Raw genomic sequence first — 23,925 nt, 5'->3', positions numbered from 1 at the left:
AGTAAATGGCACTAATAGATCTATTAAACATATCCAAACATTATGAAGCGCAAAAGATTCTAACAGATGTTAATTTTCATGTTGATGAAGGTGAGAGAATCGTCATTATAGGAAAAAACGGCAGCGGCAAATCAACTCTTATGAAAATTATAAACGGAACTCTTGAACAAGATAGTGGAGAGAGAATTCTTAGGCAAAACCTTGAAGTTAAAATGTTAGAGCAAAAGCCAAATTTTAATGAGAGCCATACTGTTCGTGAAGCTGTAGAGGCTGGGCTAAAGGAGCTAAATTTAGCAAAAGCAAGATACAGCGAACTCTCGCTTAAGCTTGCAGATGATTTTGAGAACAAGACACTACTAGATGAGCATGAGAGACTCTCCCGCTATATTGAACATCATAACGCTTGGAATCTTGATGACAAGATTGAGAGAATCATGCAGCACTTTGACCTTAAACAGTATGAAAATAGTCTTGTAGTTATGCTTAGCGGTGGGGAACAAAGACGTGTTGCTCTTGCATCACTCCTTCTTCAAAAACCCGATATTCTACTTCTAGATGAACCTACAAATCATCTAGATGTTTACATGGTTGAGTTTTTGGAGGAGCTACTTCTGCGAGAGAAGTTTACTCTTGTTTTTATTTCACACGACAGATACTTCATAGATAGAGTAGCAACAAAAAGTGTCGAAGTTGAAGATTGCTCACTTAGAGAGTATCGCGGAGGCTATAGCAGCTATCTTACTCAAAAAGAGGAGTATATGCGAACTCTAAAAAAACAGCATGAGAACCTTCTTGATTTATTAAAAAGAGAAAATGAGTGGTTCTCAAGAGGCGTAAAAGCAAGGCTTAAAAGAAATGAGGGGCGAAAAGAGCGTCTAATGGCTCTAAGGGAAGAGGCTAAAACAAACCCCTCTAAAATAAAAAAAATGTCGCTTGAGCTTGAGCGCGAAGCCAAACACTTCAACCGTGATAAAAGCATTAATAAGCAAAAAATGCTCTTTGAAGTAGAAAATTTGGGACTAAAAGTTGGTAACAAAGAACTTTTAAAAGATTTTAACACCAGAATTCTGCAAAAAGATGTTATTGCAATAGTAGGACCAAACGGTAGCGGAAAGTCAACTCTGCTAAAGGCTCTTTTAGGACGCATTGAACCTACAAGCGGAGTTATTAAAAGAGGCGAGTTTAAGATAGGGTACTTTGACCAGCACAGAGAGATGCTCGATGATGATAAAAACCTTATAGAGACGTTCTGTCCGCATGGTGGAGATAGAGTAAGTGTTCGTGGACGAGATATGCATGTTTACGGATACCTAAAAAACTTTCTTTTTCCAAGAGAGTTTCTGGACAAAAAAATCGGGGTACTCAGCGGTGGGGAGAAAAATCGTATCGCGCTTGCTCTGCTGTTTACAAAAGATGTTGATATTTTAATTCTAGATGAGCCTACAAATGATCTGGATATTCCGACAATTAATATTTTAGAAGAGCAGTTAATAAACTTTAGCGGGGCGGTTATTATTGTCAGTCATGATAGATATTTTGTAGATAAAATAGCAAAGAAACTCTTTATTTTTAAAGAGGATAAGCGCATAGAGGAGAGCTATCAAAGCTACTCTGAATATTTAGAACTTGAAAAAGAGTTAAAAGAACTAAGCGACATGGAGCAAGAGAGCAAAAAAATAGAGCCTAAGATAAAACCAAGCAAGCAAAAAGAGCTAAAACTAACCTATAAAGAGAAAATTGCATTAGAGAAGCTTCCTCAAGAGATAGATGAGCTTGAAGCTCAAATTGATGAGAAGAACAGCTCTTTAGCAGATCCGGCATGTTATGAAAAGATAGGTATATCACAACTAGCTCGTGAGCTTGAAGAGCTTAAAAATATATATGAACAGAAAGTTGAGGAACTTTTAAATATTCAGGAGAAAGAAGAGGAGATAAATAGGAGCTAGCACGAAATGTGCTAACTATTTTTTAACCTCTTTTAGAGTATCTGCTATTAAAAATGCCAGCTCTAAAGCTTGATCGGCATTTAAGCGTGGATCGCAGTGAGTATGGTAGCGGGAGCTTAAATCTTCCTCTGTTACTATAAAAGAGCCGCCAATACACTCTGTTACATTTCTACCTGTCATCTCTAAGTGAACACCGCCGGCATATGTGCCTTCAGCTCTATGAACTTGAAAAAATTGCTTCATCTCTGTAAGAATTGCATCCACCGGACGAGTCTTAAAGTTGTTTGATGATTTAATAGTGTTGCCATGCATTGGGTCACAACTCCAGACAACTTTTTTGCCTTCACGCTCAACCGCGCGAATGAGTTTTGGCATACCGTCACCCACTTTATTTGCGCCCATTCTTACAATAATATTTAGACGACCTGCTTCATTTTCAGGGTTTAAAATATCGCATAGTTTTATTAAATCCTCCGGATCCATCGATGGTCCGGCTTTAACACCTATAGGGTTATTAATGCCTCTCATATACTCAACATGAGCACCGTCAATTTGACGGGTTCTATCCCCTATCCAAAGCATATGCGCAGATGTATCATACCAATCACCGGTAGTAGAATCTTTTCTAGTAAACGCCTCTTCATATGGCAGTAATAGCGCTTCATGCGAGGTATAAAAATCCGTCTCACGGAGAGTTCTATGTGTTTTAGAGGTAATTCCGCATGCTTGCATAAACTTCAAAGATTTTTCAATCTCCTCTGCTAAATCTTCATACTTTTTACTGATTTCACTCTGATGCGTAAAATCCAAATTCCACTGATGTACTTTATGCAGATCCGCAAAACCGCCTGTTGCAAAAGCACGAACAAGGTTTAGCGTAGCTGCTGATTGATTGTACGCTTTTATCATCCTTTGTGGGTCCGGAGTACGTGATTTAGAGGTGAACTCAACACCATTAATAATATCGCCACGGTAAGCATCAAGTGTTACGCCATCTATCGTCTCAGTATCACTTGAACGAGGCTTTGCAAATTGTCCGCCAAGACGCCCTACTTTTACTACGGGAAGCCCGCCTGCATATGTCATAACAACAGCCATCTGAAGAATAGCTTTAAACGTATCACGAATATTTGTGGCATGAAACTCGCTAAAACTCTCAGCACAATCCCCACCTTGAAGTAAAAAAGCCTTGCCCTCGGAAACATTTGCCAACTGGCTCTTAAGCGAGCGAGCCTCACCTGCAAAAACGAGCGGCGGATACTCTTTTAATTCTGCTAAAACTCTATTTAATTCTTCTACATCTGTATATGTCGGTTGCTGCACAATAGGCTTTTGCCTCCAACTAGAAGGTGTCCAGATACTCATTATTAAACCTTTATTTAATATATACCAAATATTTTTTGTAATTTTACATTATAGTACCTAAAATACCTCTTATTACTCTATTTAATCGCAATTCAAAGAAGATGAAAGCTTTTTTTTATGCTTAAAAATGTATAATGCACTATATTTTTTAATGGATGCACATTTATGGAAAAAAACGATTTAAAAGCATTAATAGAAGAGATTTATCAAAATCTGCTTGAACGAGTCAACTCGCAAGAGGAGGCTACTAAAGGGCAGGTTATTTGCTATTTAAGAGATGCTATTGAAGTTGTTTCCAACATAAATGACAAAGATATAGACTCTATAGAGCATGCCAGAGAAGCCTTTAGCAACTCATATAAAGAGCTTGTAAAACAGAGTTTATCCTCTTATAAAAACAGTAATGAAATATTTGGCGAACTTTCACAACTAAACAAAGAGACGATAAATCAATATAGTGAAAAGCATATTGACCTTCAAACTTTAACAGAAAAATTTGATGAGATTCAATCTCACATGACAAAAGAGGTTAGCAAAGCAAATGAAGTGATTTCAGAGCTTACAAGCAAAGTAAAAGTGCTAGAAGAGACCTCTAATCTAGATCCGCTTACAAAAGTTTTTAACAGAAGAGCGCTAATCTCATACTTAAGGGAAGTGTGTGCAAACAAAGATATACCATATCATCTGCATATACTTATGATTGACATTGACAACTTTAAATCCATAAATGATAACTACGGTCACATTACCGGGGATAAAATTCTTATTTTTATCTCAAATATTCTCAGAAAAGCATTGAGAGACGGAGATAAAATTTTTAGATTTGGCGGCGAGGAGTTTACAATCATCTTAAGCCGCAATAGCGATGAAGAGTCTGAATCTATAGCAAAGAGACTATTAAAACTAATCAGCTCAAACAACCTCATATATATGGGTCAAAAAATATCTATAACCGCTAGTATCGGGCTTACAAAATATTTAAAAGATGATACTCCCGACTCTCTTATGGCTAGAGCAGATAAAGCTCTATACACTTCTAAAAACAACGGAAAAAATATGGTCTCAAAGGTATATGAATAATGAGTTTTAGTTATTTTGATATTATAATATCTATTATAGTGCTCTTTTTAGGGCTAAAGGGAATAATAAACGGTTTTTTCAAGGAACTTTTTGGTCTCTTAGGCATTATTGGCGGTATTTTTGTAGCTTCTCGCGTTGGAGATGATGTCGGCATAGTTATTAGCGATACTATTTTTAAATTTGAGAGTAGCGCCGCTACTGACTTTACAGGCTTCTTAGTAACACTTATACTTTTTTGGCTTCTAATGGTTGGAGTCGGTCTAATCTTCAAAAAACTCAGCTCACTTAGTGGACTTGGCATATTTGACAAGATACTCGGTTTCATCTTTAGCGCAGGTAAATTCTTTCTTATTGCTGCAGTTATTGCACATGCCGCTTATAATATTAAAGCCATGAGAGCAAACGTAGATTCAATTATGCAAAACAGCTTTCTATTTCCTGCCTTGGTAAAAACGGGAGGCGTGATTATGAAACTAGACCCTATTGAAATTTCAAACGATATAAACGAAACTATTCAAAAAAGCACACAAGCAATCGGAAACAGCATAGATGAGAGCATCAAAGATTCAGCAGTAAAAATCATAGATGACACAAAACAAGAAGTAAGTGAGATTATAGAGCAAAATTTATCTACAAAGGAGGGTCAATAATATGTCTAAAATTACAACCGACTTCAATGATAAAACAGTTGCCTACAAGCAGTTGCTTGAAAACTTCAAAAGTTTACTGAAAAAAAATAGTCTAAAATTTACAATTCAAAGAGAAGTTATCCTAGAGACTCTCTATAACTCTGATGAACACTTAACGCCTGAGTCTCTTCATAATCTTATTCAAGAGAAATTTCCTGATTTAAAAACAGGAATTGCTACTGTATATAGAACACTATCTCTTTTAGAAGAGTCCGATATGGTCACATCACTATCTTTTGGAGCACAGGGGAAAAAGTACGAACTTGGCGCAAAACATCATCATGACCATTTTATATGTACATCATGCGGTACTATAATAGAGTTTGTTGACGAGCAGATAGAAGAGAGACAACATAAAATTGCCGAGGAGCTCGGTTTTGATATGAAAGATCACTCCATGCAGATTTATGGAATCTGCAAAGAGTGTAGAGCAAAATAGATACGCTTAATAAAATTAGCACTTACGCAAAAATAAAGGAAAACTATTGGTTTTTGATAACAAATTTATACAACTAAGAGTTGAAAAAGCAGAACTTTTAAAAAAAGAGGGATTTAACCCCTACTCTAACGATTCAAAAAGAAATACGACGATTGAAAAGTATTTAAATGTAAACTCCGACATAGAGTTTAAAGAGAACAAAAGAGATGAAAAACGTCACTATATTTTATCGGGTCGTATAAAACTCTTTAGAATTATGGGTAAAGCGAGTTTTATTCAAATTGAGGATGAGAGCGGAGTGCTCCAAGTTTATGTAGCAAGAGATAATCTTCCTGAAGGTTTTTACAACAATATTTTTAAAAAACTTATAGAGGTCGGAGATATTGTTGAAGTAGCCGGCTACCCTTTTGTAACAGGACAAGGCGAGCTCTCTCTTCATGCAGATGAGTTAAGACTGCTTACAAAAGCAATTTCACCTCTTCCGGAGAAATTTCATGGTGTGACGGACAAGGAGATTAGATACAGAAAAAGATATCTTGATCTCATTATGAACGCTGATGTTCGTAAAACATTTAAGATACGCTCAAAAGTAATCTCCTTAACTCGCCGTTTCTTTGAAGAGAAAGGCTTTTTAGAAGTTGAAACTCCGATGATGCACCCAATTGCAGGTGGAGCAAATGCAAAACCTTTTGTTACTCATCATAATGCTCTCGGTATCGACAGATACCTTAGAATTGCACCTGAACTCTATCTAAAGAGATTAATTATTGGTGGATTTGAAGCGGTTTTTGAGATAAATAGAAATTTTAGAAACGAGGGAATGGATGCTACGCACAATCCGGAGTTTACCTCTATTGAGTTCTACTGGGCATATAAGACCTATAAAGATCTCATAGAGATAACAAAAGAGTATTTTAAATACCTCTTTGAACATCTAAATCTTCCTGTGCTTCTTCCTTATGGCGATTTAGAAATTAATTTTGAAAAATTTAGTGAGATACCTCTAATAGAGTCCCTACATACTATAGGTAAAGTACCCAAAGAGATAGTAAATGACAGAGATAAAATAGTAGAGTTTTTAAAGAGCAAAAACATTCAAGTAAAAAGCGATCTCTCTTTAGGTCAACTTCAAGGCGAACTGTTTGATGAGTTTGTCGAAGAGAGGCTTATTAACCCGACATTTATAACTGAATATCCGGTTGATATCTCTCCTCTTGCAAGAAGAAGTGATGAAAATCCAAAAATCACTGAACGTTTTGAGCTTTTTATTGCAGGACGTGAGATTGCAAATGCATTTAGCGAGCTTAACGATCCGGTAGATCAACTTGGTCGCTTTGAAGCTCAATGTGCAGCAAAAGAGTGTGGCGATGATGAAGCACATGATATGGATATAGATTTTGTAGAAGCCCTAAGCTATGGTATGGCACCGACTGCCGGACAAGGTATAGGTATAGATAGACTGGTAATGCTTTTAACAAATGAGCACTCAATAAGAGATGTACTTCTGTTTCCGGCAATGAAACCGATACACACAGAAGATAAGCGTGACGAATCCCACACTGATATATAGCTTTAGTGCCATAGCGGCAAGCGTAGCTAAAAGAGTTGACTTTTTTAGCCTTTAAATTAATAAGAGGAATTACAATACAATGAGTTTTTTACAAGAGTATGATAAAGAGATATTTGATTTATGCGAAAAAGAGCTAGAGCGTCAAACTAACCACTTAGAGATGATTGCATCTGAAAACTTTACACTTCCGGCTGTAATGGAAGCTATGGGAAGTGTATTTACAAACAAGTATGCTGAGGGTTACCCAGGTAAGCGCTACTATGGCGGATGTGAATATGCTGATGGCGTTGAGCAGTTAGCAATTGATAGGGCATGTGAACTTTTTGGATGTAACTACGCAAATGTTCAACCACACTCGGGGAGCCAAGCAAATGCCGCTGTTTATGCCGGTCTATTAAAAGCCGGAGATAAGCTTTTAGGTATGGATTTAAGCCATGGTGGACACTTGACACATGGCTCAAAACCGAGTTTTTCAGGTCAAAACTACTCTAGTTTTACATATGGTGTAGAGCTTGATGGTCGTATGAATTATGAGAAGATTATGGAGATTGCTAAAGCAGTTAAGCCAAAAATCATAGTTTGTGGTGCATCCGCATATGCCAGAGAGATAGATTTTGCAAAATTTCGTGAAATTGCTGATGAGGTTGGAGCTATAATGTTTGCAGATATTGCGCATGTTGCAGGTCTTGTTGCAGCCGGTGAGCACCCTAGCCCGTTTCCTCATGCTCATGTTGTAACAACAACAACTCATAAGACTCTTGCAGGTCCAAGAGGCGGTATGATAATGACAAATGATGAGGAGATTGCTAAGAAGATGAACTCTGCAATCTTCCCTGCTCTTCAAGGTGGACCATTAGTACATGTGATTGCAGCAAAAGCAGTAGGGTTTAAGTACAATCTATCTCCTGAATGGAAAGATTATGCAAAACAAGTAAAAGCAAATTCCAAAATTCTAGGTGAAGTTCTTGTAAAAAGAGGTTATGACTTAGTAAGTGGTGGAACAGACAACCACTTAGTTCTACTCTCCTTTTTAAATCGTGAATTCTCAGGAAAGGATGCGGATATAGCTCTTGGAAATGCAGGCATTACCGTAAATAAAAACACTGTTCCGGGAGAGACAAGAAGTCCGTTTGTAACTTCCGGTATCCGCATAGGAAGCCCTGCCCTTACGTCAAGAGGCATGAAAGAGAAAGAGTTTGAGTTCATAGCGAATAAAATTGCGGATGTTCTTGATGATATCAACAATACAGAGCTGCAAGCAAACGTGAAAAAAGAGCTTCAAGAGTTGGCTCAAAATTTTGTAATATATAATCAATCAACATATTAGAGGAAGTAGGAGATGATAGCATCAGATCTAAATCTTATCAAAATGGTAAAAGACCACTACTGGATCAAAAGAGATGAAGTAGTTGAGAAGATTTTATTTAAGGGGCGTACTTTTTACAATAAGTTTGAAAAAGTAGATGCTACGCTCTCTCAAGCTGTCATAAACCAACACATTAAAGGCGAAGAGATTATAGCCCACTCTCTAATAAACAAACGCAACAGAGTCGAAAATATAGTAATAGACTATAACGGGAGAGACCCTGAGCGTTTTTATCATAAGACGCAGCTTCTTCTTCGTGAAGAGGGTTTTATAAACTTTACGGCATACAAAACAAAAACAGAAGGTCACCTCCACGTCTATATCCATAAAGGACACACTACGCTTCAAGAGGCGATACAGCTTGGAAAAACAATTAGCATGAAATTAGCCGCAAAGCAGCCAAAACAGTGGCGAATGTTTCCCTCTTCTGATCTGCCTGATGAGTACAACATCCTAACACTACCCTATGAGGTTTATGCAAAAGAGCGTGGAGCATCATGGTCAAAGCATATGTAATGCTTCTCTTAAGAAAACATATATAAAAAAGTGAGAATAAACAACTTTTGGGTATCATTATAAATGAGAATTATGAAGGAGATGTGATGGAAGAAAAAAATGAATTAAATGATATTATTTTAAATAAAAGTGGCTCATCTGCCGGGAATAAAAAAATTATTTTAGCAGTAGCAACTCTTGGTGTTATTTTAATAGTCGTTGTTATGTTAATGAACACTTTAGCTTCAAACGGTACGGATAATCTGCCACAAGCTGTTCTTCCTCCAGAGCCACAAAAGCAGAGTGTTACTCAAAGTGATGAGCCGCTTTTTGAAGATGTAGATGTTATTCAAGAGTCTGCTCAAGAAAACAGATCCTTAGATGAGATAGCTCAAAAATTAAAAGAAGAGAGCACAAAGGAGAGCATTAAAGAGGTAGAGCAAGAGGTTGTCGCTACTCCGCAGTCTGCACCAAAAGCAGTAGAAACTAAAAAGAAAGCTACCGCACAACCAAAAACAACTGCTTCTTCAACTACCGGCGAATTTTATGTTCAAGTCGGCTCTTTTGCAAAATATGAACCAAATAAAAAGTTTTTAGACTCTATTTTAAGCTTGGGTTATAAATATAAATTTCATAAAGTAACTGTTAATTCCAAAACATTAAATAAAGTTTTAGTTGGTCCTTTTCACAGTGAAGCAGAAGCAAGAAAAGCGTTAATACCTATCAGAAATTCTGTTGAAGCAGGTGCTTTTTTAACTAAAATATAGCCAAATAAGGTTTTTTTTTGATTTACTCTAAACAATTTATTCAAGATCAACTTGCTCCTATTGCCGTTTATGCAAAACTAAAGACAATTTTCAGAGACGAAATCTCCTATCTTTTTGAGAGTGCGGGGCAAAGCGAGGGAAATTACAGCTTCATCTGTATAGGTGCTAGAGAAAGAGTGCAGTATATAAACAATCAGACAATATATACGAATAGAGATGGCAAACCGTCAGTTAAAGATGAATCTCCTTTTACCTTTTTAAAAAACTACTATAACAATATAGATACTACAATCTATAAAAAAGCCACGTCAGAGCTTAAGGTAGGTTATGTGGATGGTTTTATAGGCTACGTCGGTTATGATATGGTAAAAGTATTTGAACCGAGGCTCCATGCAACAATGGACGGCTTAACTGATGAGCTTAATACTCCGGATTTAGATCTTATTCTTCCTAAAATAATCCTTGTTTACTCTCATAAAAATCATCAACTCACTTTAATTAGCACCCTTAAAGAGATGAGCGAAAAATTTGAGATGATTGAGAGTGAGCTTAAAGGGTCATATGAGTATATTCATATGAAGAGAAATCTCGGAGATGACAAAGGGAGCTTTGCACATACAAAAGAGCAATTTTTTAAGATGGTTGATGACTCTAAAGAGATGATAAGAAGCGGAGATGTTTTTCAGATTCTTATGACTAACCGCTTTACAAGGCAGATTAAAGTTGACCCGTTTAGCTTTTACAGAATTTTAAGGACAAAAAATCCATCGCCTTACATGTTTTTGATGGAGTATGAAGATTTTAATATTGTAGGAAGCTCGCCTGAAGTTATGGTTAGACTTACAAATGGCGAGCTTCTTCTCCGCCCTATCGCAGGAACTCGCAAAAGAGGAGATACAAAAGAGAGAGATAAAGAGCTAGAAGAAGAACTACTAGCAGACCCTAAAGAGCTCTCTGAACATCTCATGCTTATAGATTTGGGCAGAAATGATGTCAGCCGTGTTGCAAAGACCGGAAGCGTAAAAGTTGAAGATATGATGCACATTGAACGCTTTTCTCATGTTATGCATATAGTCTCAGATGTTACGGCTAAACTTGCAGATGATAAAGATATGTTTGATCTCTTCATGGCAACTTTTACGGCAGGAACCATGACAGGGGCTCCAAAGATTAGAGCTATGGAGTTAATCGCAGAGTTTGAAGGGCTTAAACGCGGTTTTTATAGTGGAAGCGTAGGCTACTTTGGATTTGATGGAAATATGGATAGTGCTATAACCATCAGAACTGCTCTTGTAAAAGAGAACAAAGTTGTTCTGCAAGCAGGTGCGGGTATCGTAGCCGATAGTCAAAATGAACTTGAGTATCTTGAAGTAGAGAACAAACTCGGTGCATTAGTACACTCGCTAGAAGATTTAGACTAAAGAGTATGAAAAAACTTTTTGCTATCTTTGGTGACCCCGTTACACACTCCCGCTCTCCTCTTATGCACAACAGCGTATTTAAAAATCTAAACTACAAAGCTTGCTATACAAGAGTTCATCTCACAGACGGCTCAAAACTAAAAGAGACTTTTTTAGCCCTAAAACTAAAAGGCGCAAATGTAACGGTTCCACATAAAGAGGCAGCGTATGAGGCTTGTGATGAAGTCAGAGGTTTTGCAAAAACCGTAGGCGTTGTAAACACTATCATAAATGAAAACGGTCGCCTTATAGGCTATAACACTGATGCGGACGGCTTCATGTATGCCATAAAAGAGTTTGGTAAAATCAGAGATATTCTTATTATCGGTGCAGGCGGAACAGCAAAAGCATTAGCCTCAAGATTTATAGAAGATGGTATAAAAGTAAGAGTTTTAAATAGAAGCCAAAATAGACTTGAGTATTTTAAAGAGATTGGGTGTGACTCTTTTACATGGGATAGTTTTAAAATAGAAAAATATGACTTAGTAGTAAATACTACAAGTGCGGGGCTAAAAGATGAGGAACTGCCGGCTCCTTTAGCGTTAATAGAGAAAATCTTAGAGAACACCTCTTTTGCAGCAGACGCAATATACGGAAAAGTAACACCATTTTTAAAGTTGGCAAAAAGTAAAAATATTAGATGTAAAGATGGCGCGGATATGCTGCTTGGACAAGGTGTTTTAGCAAATGAGCTTTTTACAAATAATGAGTTAAAAACTGATGACATCACAACCTATATGTCAAAAAGCTTTGAGCTTTAAAGCAGCAAAGCCCCCTACCCCACACTCAAACAAAAACTAAATTTTAAATCTTTTGTAAAATTTTTCATAAACATTAAAGAGAGGTGCTGAAGCGTATAGTCAACTCCCGATTCACTCTGGCTTACAGTGTGATTTTTACAGATAAAAATCTTAACTTCCTCTTCAAAAGAGAATTTTACTGTTTTTTTCAGATACGCATCAAAAATACTCAAAGTTTTTACATGGAGAGTCATATCATCTTCTAGTGGCAGGGAGTTTATTTTTAACACATCATAGATAGCAAAGTGTAGATTCCACTCATTTGCATAGAGTAGATTTTGCTCACTGTTGCTCTTTATCTCAACATCGCATAAAAGAGTGTTTTTATCTAGCTTGTATCTTTTAACAAGCTCCGCTTTAGTCTCAAAAATCTTACCCTTACACTTAAAAGCACTCCCCTCTTCATCTATGCTCTCATACGGCGAGCCGATAAAAGTGCCATGTTGTAAAAATCTATTTGTTTTAAAACTCTCTATATTTAAAGAGCCGTCACTTATATGGTCAAGATTGGAGTATTTTTGATATCTGTCTATATATATCTCCCTATCATCTTGCGTTACAAAAAGATTATCATGAATAGTTTTTATCTGGGAACCATCCTCTTTAGGATGCTCACTCTGTGCAAGAGAGTGATACTTTTCAGCTCTTCTTGTTAAAGTATTTAGGAGATTGAATTTTTTATCTCTTAAGTCAAGTTCAACCACGCCCGCTCCGTAGTTTGGCTTAACTATTACCAAAAGCTCACTGCTACTTAACTTATACTCTTCATATCCATCAAAATCTATATCAACTATCTCTATATCTTTGCTTTTTAAAATATTTTCGCACTCTATAATATACCTATATGCCGTATCTCTAAGACTTGGCAGATAAATTCCGCCAAAGACTCCATGCCACAACACATCATTGCACTGTGCTTTGTATAGTGATTCTAAATAGTTCTCATCATCTATCTGTTTTCTTGAGAGTTCTAACGCTCTTTTATGTATCCAGTTGCTTTGTGGGTACTTAAGAAAAAAGTTTTTCCATATTCCGCCTCGCAAACTCTCTTCTTCATCAAGAGCAGACCACTCGCCCATCTCCTCATAAGAGAGAGTTGGAAGATAGACAAGTCCTAAAGCTTTGTTCGCTTCAAAAAACTCTCTATAGGTTTGAGTCTCTATCGTAGTGTTTATGGTGCAGAGTTCAAAAAAACTCTTTAGCCATCCATTTGTATAGCACAGCTCATAAGTTTGTGGCCATATACCAAACTTCTCGCCATCATCAAAGATAATAGCTCCATTGCTGCCATCTTTTGTTGTTGCCATTGATGAGAGTTGCTTCTGTATAAAGTCTATATCTTTAAAAGGAATAGAGTATCTCAAAGGCTTACTTATAGGAAATATCGCTATCTTATGAGCATTGTTTTCTGTAAAATAGTATCCTTGAAGATTTTGCGTAGTGCCGTTTGCTATGAGATGATAATCATCGACAATTACATATTTTATGCCACATTCGCACAAATCAGAGATTACAGAGTCATCCCAAACTCTCTCGGTAAGCCACAAGCCTGTTGGAGTTTGATTGAAATTTTTCTCTATAAAAAGATTCAATTTTTTAATTTGAGCTACTCTGTCACTAGAGGGTATAGAGGCTAAGATAGGCTCGTAAAAGCCGCCGCTAAAGAACTCTATCTGATTTGAGAGATTTTGCATAAGCAAAAAAAATTCATTATCATTTTTTTTGATAAACTCAAGTAGCCAACCGCTAAAATGCACAGAGCATTTAAAATCAGGAAAGAGTTTTAATGTTTGAAAAAAAGGCTTATACGCTTTAGCTATAGCACCAAAGAGCACTTCATCAAAGTTGTCAACCGGCTGATGTGAATGAACACCAAAAAGGAGTTTTGTTTTTTTCATTATATAATCCTTAATTATATTTGGCAATTTTACCCTATTCTAGTTACAATACAAACAGACGGTAATAAATAAAAGAAATTAAATAAGGTTATATAGTTTATTTCACAATTGCTTCACACTTTCTAGATACTATTGTTACTTTGAAGGATTTAAATCATGAAAGCGATCGTTTTAGCAGGAGGCTTTGGGACAAGAATCCAGCCTCTTACAAATACTATTCCAAAACCCATGTTGCCAATTCTAAATGCTCCTATGATGGAGCATATTATCATAAAACTTAGAGATGATTTAAGCATAAAAGATATAGCGGTTTTGCTCTACTTTATGCCTGATGTTATAAAGGAGCACTTTAAAGATGGCAAAAGCTTAGGAGTGAATATAACCTACTTTTTGCCGGATAATGACTATGGAACTGCAGGTGCTGTCGGCTTTGCTAGAGATTTTCTAGATGAGACCTTTATAGTTGTCAGCGGGGATTTGGTAACTGATTTTAAATTTAGTAAAATATATGAGTTTCACAAACAAAAAAAATCAAAACTAACCATCGCTTTAACTCCCGTGAAAAACCCTTTAGAGTTCGGTGTAGTCATAGCAAACAAACAGGGTAAAATTGAGAAATTTTTAGAAAAGCCTAGCTGGGGTGAAGTTTTTAGCGACACAATAAACACCGGCATATACATCATTGAACCAGAAATATTGGATTTTATACCCAGAGGAGAAAGCTATGATTTTGCAAAAGACCTATTTCCTAACCTCATGTCAAACAATATTACGCTCTGGGGGTGCTATATAGAGGGCTACTGGAGAGATGTAGGAAATCCAAATAGTTACCGCGAAGTCTATCAAGATATATTTAAGGGCAAAATAGCACTTCCAATAAAGGGTAAAAAGACAATATACCCAAAAGGAGTTCTTTACCTTGAAAAAGGTGCATCTGTAGATAAAAGCGTTCGTATAAAAGGGTTAGTAGTTCTTGGCAAAAAAAGTAAAGTAGAGGGTTTAAGCAAGCTTCACAACTCTGTTTTAGGTGAAAACTCTATTCTAGGCCAAGAGGTTAAACTAAGTAATACTATCTTTTGGCAAGAGTGCAGTGTCGGCTCAAAAACAAAAATACACAACGGTATAATTTGCAATGATGTGAAAATAGATAAAAGAGTAAAAGCAAAACATGGTGTCATAATAGCCCAAAACTGTACCGTTTATAGAAATGTGTCATTTCAAAAAGATGTGATGGTGTGGCCAAATAAGATAATTGAGAAAAACTCTATAATAAACAACAATGTTATCTGGATGGATAAGTATAAATCTTCGATATTTGCATCCGGTAGTGTTGCGGGTAGAGCAAATATAGAGCTCTCCTGTGAACTCTCTATCAAACTAGCTGAAGCACTAGGTACTATCTTACCTGCAGGCAGCAGAGTATATATGTCCCGAGATTATCATAAGGGCTCAAGAATGCTTAAGCGCGCTTTTTTAAGCGGGCTACTCTCAAGCGGGATAGATGTAGTAGATGCATCAATAGTACCCTCTGTTGTTATGAGATATAATCTCTCAACTCAAGATAACATAATCGCCGGTGTTCATTTTAGGCAATCGGCAAAAAATCAAGAGGAGATTGAAATTCTATTTTACACCGATGAAGGTTTCTATATAGATACAAATCTATCAAAAAATATAGAGAGAATATTTTTTAGAGAAAACTTTAGAAGAGTTAATTCCGCTCAAATCGGTGAGATTTACAAAGATGCCGATACAAACACAAGATACATAAATGCTATTAAAGAAAAAATTGATACCAATCTATTTAAAAACAGAGATATCAAAATAGTTACTAATCTAATGTTTGGCTCAACCTCAAATATCTATCCAAATATTTTAAACAATCTTGACATAGAGTTCATACTCTTGGACGCTTACAGAGATGATAAACAGTTACAAATACTGCCATCAGTCATCAAAAGAGCACACTGTGAAGTTGGTAAAATCGTAAAATCACTAAAGTTTGACTGCGGTATTTTGATATATCCAAATGGACACAAGCTTCAATTTGTAAGCGAAGATGGAACTCTGGTAAAAGATTATATAGCACTATTAGTTCTGCTTAATATGCTCGATTTTAGTAGCACTTCTATTAAAAAAGTTTTACTACCGGCATGGGCACCTGATTTTATAACTTATAAACATCTTGAGATTACAAGAAGCAAAGTTTGCGGATTAAAAGCAAAGGAGTTAAAAGAGTATGATCTCATAGCAAACACCGATGGACATTTTGCATTTAGCGAGTTTTCCCTAAATACCGATGCAGTTTTTTCAAGTTTTAAATTTTTGGAGCTTCTAATAAAAAACAAAACAACTCTTAACACTGTTATAAAAACAGTGCCAAACTTTGCCTACAGAGGCGAAAATATAGCATGTCCAAACGCTCTTAAGGGTAAAATGATGAGAAAGTTTTTAGAGGAGTCTAAAGATAAAAAGAGCTCACATGAAGATGGTGTTAAGATATGGGTTAGTAAAGATGAGTGGATTTTAATGGTTCCGGATGCCCATCAAGAGTTTTTAAATATCTACATTCAGGCAAAAGATGATAAAAATGCAGAGAAAATCTTTAGCCAATACAGAAGAAAAATTGATTTATGGATGGAGAAATAGATGGTTTACTTAAATTTTATCTGGCACATGCATCAACCCTACTACAGAGATGATATATCCGGTAAAACAGAGATGCCTTGGGTCTTTTTACATGCTATAAAAAACTACTACGACATGCCCTACATGCTAAGTCTACATCCAAACATAAAAGCGACATTTAATCTAGTTCCATCTCTCATAGAGCAGATAAACAACTATATAGACGGCAGTGCCAATGACGAGCTTTTAGAGATTTTAAAGCTAGATGCAACTACGCTGGGTGATGAAGAGAAAGATATTTTAAACAGGTATCTCTTCCTCTCAAATGAAAAAAATATGATTGATTCTTCTTGGAGATATAGAGAGTTAAATCAAAAATTTAAAAGCTCAAAAAGTGGGATGAAAACATTTAGCAAAAATGAGATTGAAGATACCCAAATTCTCTTTTTACTCTCTTGGTGTGGAAATTATCTGAAAAAAAACAACACAACGGTAAAAAATCTCATAACTCAAGGAGCAAATTTTACGCATATACAGAAGTTAGAGTTGATAGATGAGCTTATAAAGTTTTTACCAAATATCTTAAAACTCTATAAACAACTCTTTTTGCAAGGTCAAGTAGAGCTCTCAACTTCGCCCTACTATCATCCTATCTTACCTCTACTTCTAGATATAAATAGTGCAAAAGATGCAAACAGCAACATTAACCTGCCAAACATCCCAAGCGACTCATTTAGAGAGTTTAGCGAAGTGCAAATCACAAAAGCGGTAGAGTTTTTTGAGCAAACTTTTGGCACAAAACCAAATGGCTTCTGGCCATCGGAGGGCTCGATTAGTGAGGAGACAGTTGAGCTTGTTGCAAAACATGGCATGAGCTGGACTGCAACAGATGAAGAGGTTTTATACAAAAGTATAAAAAACTACACTAAAGAGAGGCTCTATAATCTCTACCGTCATGAAAAATTTAAAACTCTTATTTTTTTTAGAGACAGACATATAAGTGATTTAATCGGATTTGAGTACTCTAAGATTGCTCCCCAGATTGCTATACTTGATTTTTTAGATAAAATAAAAAGGATTCACTCCTACAGTAGCAGAGACTATCTTGTCTCTATTATCTTAGATGGCGAAAATGCTTGGGAGTTTTATCCAAACAATGGCGAAGAGTTTTTTGACCAACTATATAAAGCACTGCAAGATAACGACTCGTTTATACAGACTATACTTCCTAGCGAAGCCATAAACCTAAAACTCGAGGAACTTCCGCTTGAGCACATACAAGCCGGCAGCTGGGTAGATGCAAACTTTAATATCTGGATAGGAAAACCGCAAAAAAACAGAGCATGGGAGCTTCTTGCCTCTACAAAAGAGGCTTATCTAAAAAACAGAACCTCTTTAGATGAGCAAACGAATCAAAAAGTCTTAAATGAGTTCGCTATTGCCCTTGGAAGTGACTGGTTTTGGTGGTATGACGATGACCACTTTACAACACTAAAACCACTCTTTGATGAACTCTTTAGAGTTCATTTACAAAACATATATACTCTAATGGGGCTAAATATCCCACAAATAGTAACACGCTCCATAGTTCCTAAAGATGAGATAATTCTCTCAACACAAGGTGCTATGCATCAGTCAAGTGGTTTTACCTCAAGAGAGTCGGAGTTTAGGTACTGCAAACTTACCAAAAGGTGGGTACTCTTTGCTCCAAGAAGAGCAGATAGACCAAACAACTTTATTATAAAAGAGATTCCACTAGAGGAGTGTGTCTGTCCTTTTGACGCAGGAAATGAGCATCTTACGCCAAAAGAGATTACAAGGATTGGCGATGGCAAAGAGTGGAGAGCAAGAGTAGTGCCAAATCTCTATAATATCTTATCAACAGATATATTGCCTATCGGAAAAAAGGATGACTATTTTGATGTATTTAGCGGATTTGGAGCACATGAAATTATCATAGAGACACCAAAACATGACCTTGAAATATTTGACTACTCACTACAAGAGTTTATCGACTACCTGCAAATATCAAAAGAGAGGATTACAAGTTTAAGATATGACACACGGCTTGCCTACTCTATATTCTTTAAAAATCATGGACAACTCTCCAGTGCCTCTCTTAGCCATAGCCACTCCCAGATTATTGCTATGCCTTTTTTGCCGACTGAGACTGCCGAGGAGATAGAGTATAAAAAAGAGTATCATAAGAGATTCAAACGAGCACTCTTAGATGATTTGGCATATGAAGAGAGGCAGTATGAGCAAAATCTTATATTTGAAAATGAGTCGTTTATCTGTTATGCGCCGTACGCTTCAAGGTTTGCGTATGAAGTCAAGATTGTTGCAAAGGCTAAATACTCCTCTATGACGGAGTTTGATGAAAAAACGCTTTTAAATCTTGCGATATCGTTGGAGCTAATTTTTAAAAAGTACAAAAATGTTCTTGACTATTTTTCATTTAACATGGTTTTTAAAAATCATCCATACGAAGGGTATAACGAGAACTCAAAAGATTACTATCGGTTTTGTGTAAATATCTTTCCTAGACTTAGCGGAATCGTAGGGTTTGAGATAGATTCAAAAATACATCTAAATAGTGTCCTGCCAAATATTGCGGCCGGCAAACTAAGAGAGGTTTAAAGGAGTTTTTTATGAATATACTATTTGCTTCAAGTGAAATTTTTCCATACGCAAAAAGCGGAGGACTTGGCGATGTCGCACAGAGCCTTCCCGCTGAGCTTAGAGCAAGCGCAAAAGTTTATACTATTATGCCCCTTTACGCTTCTGTTGATAGAGAGAGATATGATATCTGCTCCGCCGATTTTTCATTTGACATTCTCTTAGGCGGAGTCAATCACCAAATTGATCTATACAAAAGGGCAGATAGTGATTATGAGCTTTTTTTATATAATCCAGTTTTATGCGATAGAGGCAGCCTGTATCATGATAAAGATGGCGAGTTTGGCGATAATCATCTAAGATTTGGTATTTTTTCTTACGCTATCATAGAGACCATGCTAAGAGTTAAACTCAAAATAGATGTCATACATCTAAATGACTGGCAGAGTGCCTTAGTCGCACTCTTAGCAAAAACAAAATATGCTCTTAGGCAAAAAATAGTTTTTACCATTCATAACCTCGCCTATCAGGGGATATTTCACAAAGGTGCTATAGATGAACTGGAATTAAGCTGGGAAGAGAGTTTTAAAAGCGACAGATTTGAGTATTTTGACCAAGTAAACTTCCTAAAAGCCGGTATATTTTATAGTGATGTTATCACAACGGTAAGTCCAACTTATGTACTAGAGATACAGACACCCTCCTATGGCAACACTCTAGATAAGATGCTAATTGCTAACAACCATAAACTCCATGGAATCATAAACGGCATAAGCTATGAGGTATTTAATCCCCAAACCGATAAAGATATCTATAAAAATTTTGACAGACATAGTTACGATTTAAAACTCAAAAACAAAACAAAACTCTCAAAAGAGTTAGATTTACCTGAGCCGCATCGCCCTCTGTTTATCTTTGTCGGCAGATTTACGCCTCAAAAAGGGGTAGATATGATTTTACAAAGCTTGCATCTCTTAAAAGATCTTGAGATAAATATTGCCATTTTAGGAGATGGAGACAACTACTACAACTCTGTTTTTGCAAAACTGACAAACAAGTATCCAAATATTCACATTACGGTCGGATATGATGAAGGGTATGCAAGAAAACTCTATGCGGCAGCTGATTTTTTGCTTATGCCCTCCACATTTGAGCCTTGCGGGCTAAATCAGATGATTATCATGAGATATGGAGGAGTTCCTATTGTAGCTAAGACAGGAGGACTTAAAGATAGTGTAATCGACTATACGGACATAGAGCATCATACAAAAAAGGTCGGGATTGGGATTACATTTCAAGAGTACAATCTGTTTTGGTACATGCACGCTATCACAAAGGCTATCTCTTTGTATGCAAACCAAAAAAAGTACCAAAAATTTGCAAAACACAACATGGGCGTAGATAACTCTTGGAAACGTTCCGCTAAAGAGTACATGAGGATTTACAGATGAATCTCTACATAGATTACGGTGGGACAAATTTTAGATACTCTTTTGATGAGGGCGAACTCTTTAGCATAAAAAGCGATAGTGTAGAGTTGGTTGACTTTTTAGAGACCGAGATAGAGTTTCAAAAAGATATTAGAAAAATATTTATCTCTTTTGCAGGGCAGGTAAAAGATGGCAAAATATTATCAGCTCCAAATATTAAGATAAAAAACCTTGATTTGGGGCAATATTTTTACGATAACTATGGTGTTGAAGTCATATTAAAAAATGATATAAGCTGTGCCGCAATTTATGAGCACTCAAGATACAAAGATGCAGAAATTATGGCTCTTTTTTATATAGGCACAGGATTTGGAAGTGCTTTTGTCGTGGATGGTAAAGTATTAGGCGGTAAAGACTCTATAGCCGGCGAAATAGGTCACATACCCTTTAAAAAAAAGAGTTTTTCATGTGGCTGCGGCAGAGATGATTGTCTAGAACTTAGTGTAAGCGGCAAAGTTTTTAAAGATGGTACATTTAATGATGCAAGTGAAAATGTAAAAAAAGAGTTTTTAGAGGGCTTGGCTTTTGCATTTCACACTGTACTTAATCTCTTTGATCCGGACGTTTTTGTTTTAGGCGGAGGTGTTGTAAAGAACAATCCATCTCTTTTGGATTTTCTAAAAGAGGAGTACAAAAGTAGCTCTTTTAAAACAATCCGAAGTGAGTTGAAAATATCTATCTCAGATATTGACGATGCAAATATAGAAGGTTTAAAAATACTCTCAAAGGATTAGAGATGTCAAAATTTACATCATATAACATAAATGAAAAATATAGCACAAGCGTAGCATACTTTTCTATGGAGTTTGCAATACATCAGTCACTTAAAGTTTATGGTGGAGGACTTGGTTTTTTAGCCGGCTCGCACATGAGAAGTGCTTACGATTTAGGGCAGAACATGATAGGCATCGGGATACTCTGGAGCTATGGATACTATGATCAAACTAGAGATAAAGATAGAAATATAAAAGTAGATTTTGTAAGAAAAAAGTATTACTTTCTCAAAGATTTAAACCTTAGTGTTGATGTGACTGTTAACGCCCATACTGTTAAGGTAAAAGCCTATTTGCTAGAGAGTGAAATATTTAACACCGCTCCCGTCATACTGCTTACAACAGATATAGAAGAAAACGACTATCTAAGTAGAACAATAACTCATCAACTCTACGATACTAATCAAGAGACAAGAATAGCACAAGAGATAGTTCTTGGCAATGGAGGAGTAAAAGTGCTTGAAGCACTTCATCTCAATCCAGAGATTTATCATCTAAACGAGGGGCATGCTCTTCCTGCGGTTTTTGAGTTATATAAAAAATACAAAACTCTTGAGGAGTTAAGGCAAAAAGTAGTCTTTACAACACATACCCCGGAAGCTGCAGGAAACGAAGAGCACGGCCTTGAACTACTTCACAAAATGGGATTTTTTGCAGAGTTGCCCATAGAGGAGACTCATCAGTTTATGGAGCGCAAAGATGGTATTTTTAATCTAACAGTCGGTGCTCTAAAAGCATCAAAAATTACAAACGGAGTATCAAAGCTTCATGCAAAAGTAGCAAACAAAATGTGGTCACATGTACAAAACAGATGTGAAATCATCCACATAACAAATGCCCAAAACAGAAGATATTGGGCTGATAAAGGACTTTTAAAGGCTCTTGATGAGTATGAAGATTATGAGCTTGAGTCCAGGAAAAAACATCTAAAAAAGATACTTTTTGATGAAGTTGCAGACCAAACAGGTAAGATGTTTGACCCAAATGTTTTAACTATTGTCTGGGCAAGAAGATTTACAGAGTACAAACGCCCCGGACTACTAAAGTATGATTTTGAAAAGTTTTTAAAACTAGTAAACAGTCATGAGATGCCGGTTCAACTTATCTGGGCAGGAAAACCTTATCCATTTGATTATGGTGCTATAGATACTTTTAACGAAATAAATCACATGAGTGACAACTTTAAAAATATAGCCGTTTTAATGGGTTACGAGCTTGACTTGTCCATGATGCTAAAAAAAGGAGCTGATGTCTGGTTAAATACGCCTAGAATCACAAATGAAGCAAGCGGAACTAGCGGTATGAGTGCCGGAATGAACGGTGCTATAAATCTCTCAACATACGATGGGTGGCACCCTGAGTTTGAAAAACATGGCATAAACTGCTTCACAATTAAGCCAACTGATCACACATTGGCGTTTGAAGTACAGGACTCTATAGACAATAAAAATCTTATGGATATTTTATTTAATGAGGTAGTTCCTCTCTACTATAAAGATAGAAAAAAATGGATAACTATTATGAAAAACTCGATGGATGACACCATGTTTGCTTTTGACTCAGGAAGAATGGCACATGAGTACTATGTCTATATGTATGATAAAAATAATCACAAGGAGTTGAGATGAATTTTACGGATGAGTTAATTGCGCAGGGTTTGTCTCATGTTTGCAAAAGTTCCAATGCAAATGTTAGAGATATAAAAGATGAGCACAAAGAGCCTCCTAAAAAGTACAACAAAGATAAACTTGTACTGCTACCTATAAATCCAAATAGCTCCTTTGTCTATTGGGAGGTTACGGATAAGAGACTCGAAAAATTCGGCATCGATTTAAAAAATGTAGAGCTCTCATTTAAACTCCTTGATGTAAATCATCTAGAGATTTTAGAGTTTAGCTCTAATTTTGCCATAGGCAGTTACTATCTAAACCATAAAAATAGCCACAAAGCGATATATGTAAAACTATATTTAAAAGTCGGCGAGAGGCTTGAGTATATTTTGAGCTCAAATATTGTAGGAGCATCAGATAAAGGCATAAACAATAACTCAATCTACTCTTCGATTAATCTTGGAGGCAATTAGATGATAAAAGGATATTGGATTCCCATTCTTCACTCGCATTTACCGTTTGTAAAGCACCCCCAACATGAGAACTTTTTAGAAGAGAGTTGGTTGTTTGAGGCTATCACGGAGTGCTATATACCGCTTTTGCAGAGACTAAAAAGACTCGAAGATGAAGAGATAGAGTTTGCCCTAACCGTCTCTGTAACTCCAACTTTAGCAGAGATGCTCGATGATGAACATCTTATGCAAAAGTATGAGAAGTATCTTCAAACTCTTATAGAGCTAGGAGAAAAGGAGCTTGAGAGAACCAAAAACAGCGATTATTACAATGTTGCAAAATTTTATCTCGATTTTTTCACTCAAACTAAAGAGTTTTTTAGTGGGTTCTTGGAGAAAAAAGTCTTAAACGGCTACAGATATTTTTATGATAAAGATAGCTTAGAGATTATCACATGCGGTGCAACACATGGGTTTT

General features: G+C 36.4%; 18 protein-coding genes and 1 pseudogene. 17 read left to right on the top strand and 2 right to left on the bottom strand.

Annotated elements, in window-relative coordinates:
* Positions 1–5: 5 nt before the first annotated feature.
* Positions 6–1,946, top strand: coding sequence for a ribosomal protection-like ABC-F family protein (gene abc-f / locus M0Q20_RS03520; RefSeq protein ID WP_295058782.1), 1,941 nt, complete (start codon positions 6–8; stop codon positions 1,944–1,946).
* Positions 1,947–1,961: 15 nt separating this feature from the next.
* Here abc-f and M0Q20_RS03515 read toward each other — a convergent pair whose 3' ends face one another.
* Positions 1,962–3,314 carry a class II 3-deoxy-7-phosphoheptulonate synthase gene (locus M0Q20_RS03515; protein WP_366933651.1) on the bottom strand — a complete coding sequence of 451 codons (1,353 nt, stop codon included), beginning with the start codon at positions 3,312–3,314 and terminating at the stop codon, positions 1,962–1,964.
* A 162-nt stretch (positions 3,315–3,476) separates the two neighbouring features.
* Between M0Q20_RS03515 and M0Q20_RS03510 the strand changes: the two genes are divergently transcribed.
* The 9 genes from M0Q20_RS03510 (at position 3,477) to M0Q20_RS03470 (ending at position 11,938) form a co-directional block, all read left to right on the top strand.
* Entirely contained in the window at positions 3,477–4,391 is a 915-nt protein-coding gene (locus tag M0Q20_RS03510) for a GGDEF domain-containing protein (RefSeq protein WP_295058780.1), read from the top strand.
* Positions 4,391–5,041, top strand: a complete 651-nt coding sequence (locus tag M0Q20_RS03505) for a CvpA family protein (RefSeq protein WP_295058779.1) — start codon at positions 4,391–4,393, stop codon at positions 5,039–5,041. The genes M0Q20_RS03510 and M0Q20_RS03505 overlap by 1 nt, the downstream gene beginning before the upstream one ends.
* 1 nt (position 5,042) lies before the next feature.
* Complete coding sequence (locus tag M0Q20_RS03500; protein ID WP_295058778.1) at positions 5,043–5,519, top strand: Fur family transcriptional regulator; 477 nt, start codon at positions 5,043–5,045, stop codon at positions 5,517–5,519.
* Positions 5,520–5,565: 46 nt separating this feature from the next.
* The gene (gene lysS / locus M0Q20_RS03495; protein WP_295058777.1) at positions 5,566–7,089 is read left to right on the top strand and encodes a lysine--tRNA ligase; all 1,524 of its coding nucleotides are present in this window, start codon (positions 5,566–5,568) and stop codon (positions 7,087–7,089) included.
* Between the two features lie 79 nt (positions 7,090–7,168).
* Positions 7,169–8,416, top strand: coding sequence for a serine hydroxymethyltransferase (locus M0Q20_RS03490; RefSeq protein WP_295058776.1), 1,248 nt, complete (start codon positions 7,169–7,171; stop codon positions 8,414–8,416).
* A 12-nt stretch (positions 8,417–8,428) separates the two neighbouring features.
* Entirely contained in the window at positions 8,429–8,971 is a 543-nt protein-coding gene (locus M0Q20_RS03485; RefSeq protein WP_295058775.1) for a DUF1882 domain-containing protein, read from the top strand.
* An 86-nt stretch (positions 8,972–9,057) separates the two neighbouring features.
* The gene (locus tag M0Q20_RS03480) at positions 9,058–9,717 is read left to right on the top strand and encodes an SPOR domain-containing protein (protein WP_295058774.1); all 660 of its coding nucleotides are present in this window, start codon (positions 9,058–9,060) and stop codon (positions 9,715–9,717) included.
* A 17-nt stretch (positions 9,718–9,734) separates the two neighbouring features.
* The gene (locus M0Q20_RS03475) at positions 9,735–11,138 is read left to right on the top strand and encodes a chorismate-binding protein (RefSeq protein WP_295058773.1); all 1,404 of its coding nucleotides are present in this window, start codon (positions 9,735–9,737) and stop codon (positions 11,136–11,138) included.
* 5 nt (positions 11,139–11,143) lie between these two features.
* Positions 11,144–11,938: a shikimate dehydrogenase gene (locus M0Q20_RS03470; protein ID WP_295058772.1), complete on the top strand. Its 795-nt coding sequence runs from the start codon at positions 11,144–11,146 to the stop codon at positions 11,936–11,938.
* Between the two features lie 14 nt (positions 11,939–11,952).
* Here the strand turns inward: M0Q20_RS03470 and M0Q20_RS03465 are convergent, their stop codons facing one another.
* Complete coding sequence (locus M0Q20_RS03465) at positions 11,953–13,875, bottom strand: alpha-amylase/4-alpha-glucanotransferase domain-containing protein (protein WP_295058771.1); 1,923 nt, start codon at positions 13,873–13,875, stop codon at positions 11,953–11,955.
* A gap of 156 nt (positions 13,876–14,031) precedes the next feature.
* Here M0Q20_RS03465 and M0Q20_RS03460 point away from each other — a divergent pair, with 156 nt between their 5' ends.
* The 7 genes and pseudogenes from M0Q20_RS03460 to M0Q20_RS03430 all read left to right on the top strand — a co-directional run.
* Positions 14,032–16,524, top strand: a complete 2,493-nt coding sequence (locus M0Q20_RS03460; RefSeq protein ID WP_295058770.1) for a sugar phosphate nucleotidyltransferase — start codon at positions 14,032–14,034, stop codon at positions 16,522–16,524.
* A complete protein-coding gene (gene galT, locus M0Q20_RS03455) occupies positions 16,525–19,143 on the top strand; it encodes a galactose-1-phosphate uridylyltransferase (protein ID WP_295058769.1) in 2,619 nt (872 codons plus the stop codon).
* Positions 19,144–19,154: 11 nt separating this feature from the next.
* Entirely contained in the window at positions 19,155–20,573 is a 1,419-nt protein-coding gene (locus M0Q20_RS03450) for a glycogen synthase (protein ID WP_295058768.1), read from the top strand.
* On the top strand, positions 20,570–21,346 hold the full coding sequence (locus tag M0Q20_RS03445) for an ROK family protein (RefSeq protein WP_295058767.1): 777 nt from the start codon (positions 20,570–20,572) through the stop codon (positions 21,344–21,346). The genes M0Q20_RS03450 and M0Q20_RS03445 overlap by 4 nt, the downstream gene beginning before the upstream one ends.
* A 2-nt stretch (positions 21,347–21,348) precedes the next feature.
* A complete protein-coding gene (gene glgP, locus M0Q20_RS03440; RefSeq protein ID WP_295058766.1) occupies positions 21,349–23,013 on the top strand; it encodes an alpha-glucan family phosphorylase in 1,665 nt (554 codons plus the stop codon).
* Positions 23,010–23,468, top strand: a complete 459-nt coding sequence (locus tag M0Q20_RS03435) for a DUF4912 domain-containing protein (RefSeq protein WP_295058765.1) — start codon at positions 23,010–23,012, stop codon at positions 23,466–23,468. Before glgP ends, M0Q20_RS03435 begins: the two co-directional genes overlap by 4 nt.
* A pseudogene (locus M0Q20_RS03430) lies at positions 23,469–23,925 on the top strand (DUF1957 domain-containing protein); the annotation flags it as partial. It abuts the gene before it with no gap.

Source organism: Sulfurimonas sp., from assembly GCF_023229025.1.
GTDB lineage: Bacteria > Campylobacterota > Campylobacteria > Campylobacterales > Sulfurimonadaceae > Sulfurimonas.
The sequence above is the reverse complement of the archived record's forward strand: the minus strand, read 5'-3'. Positions and strand labels throughout refer to the sequence as shown.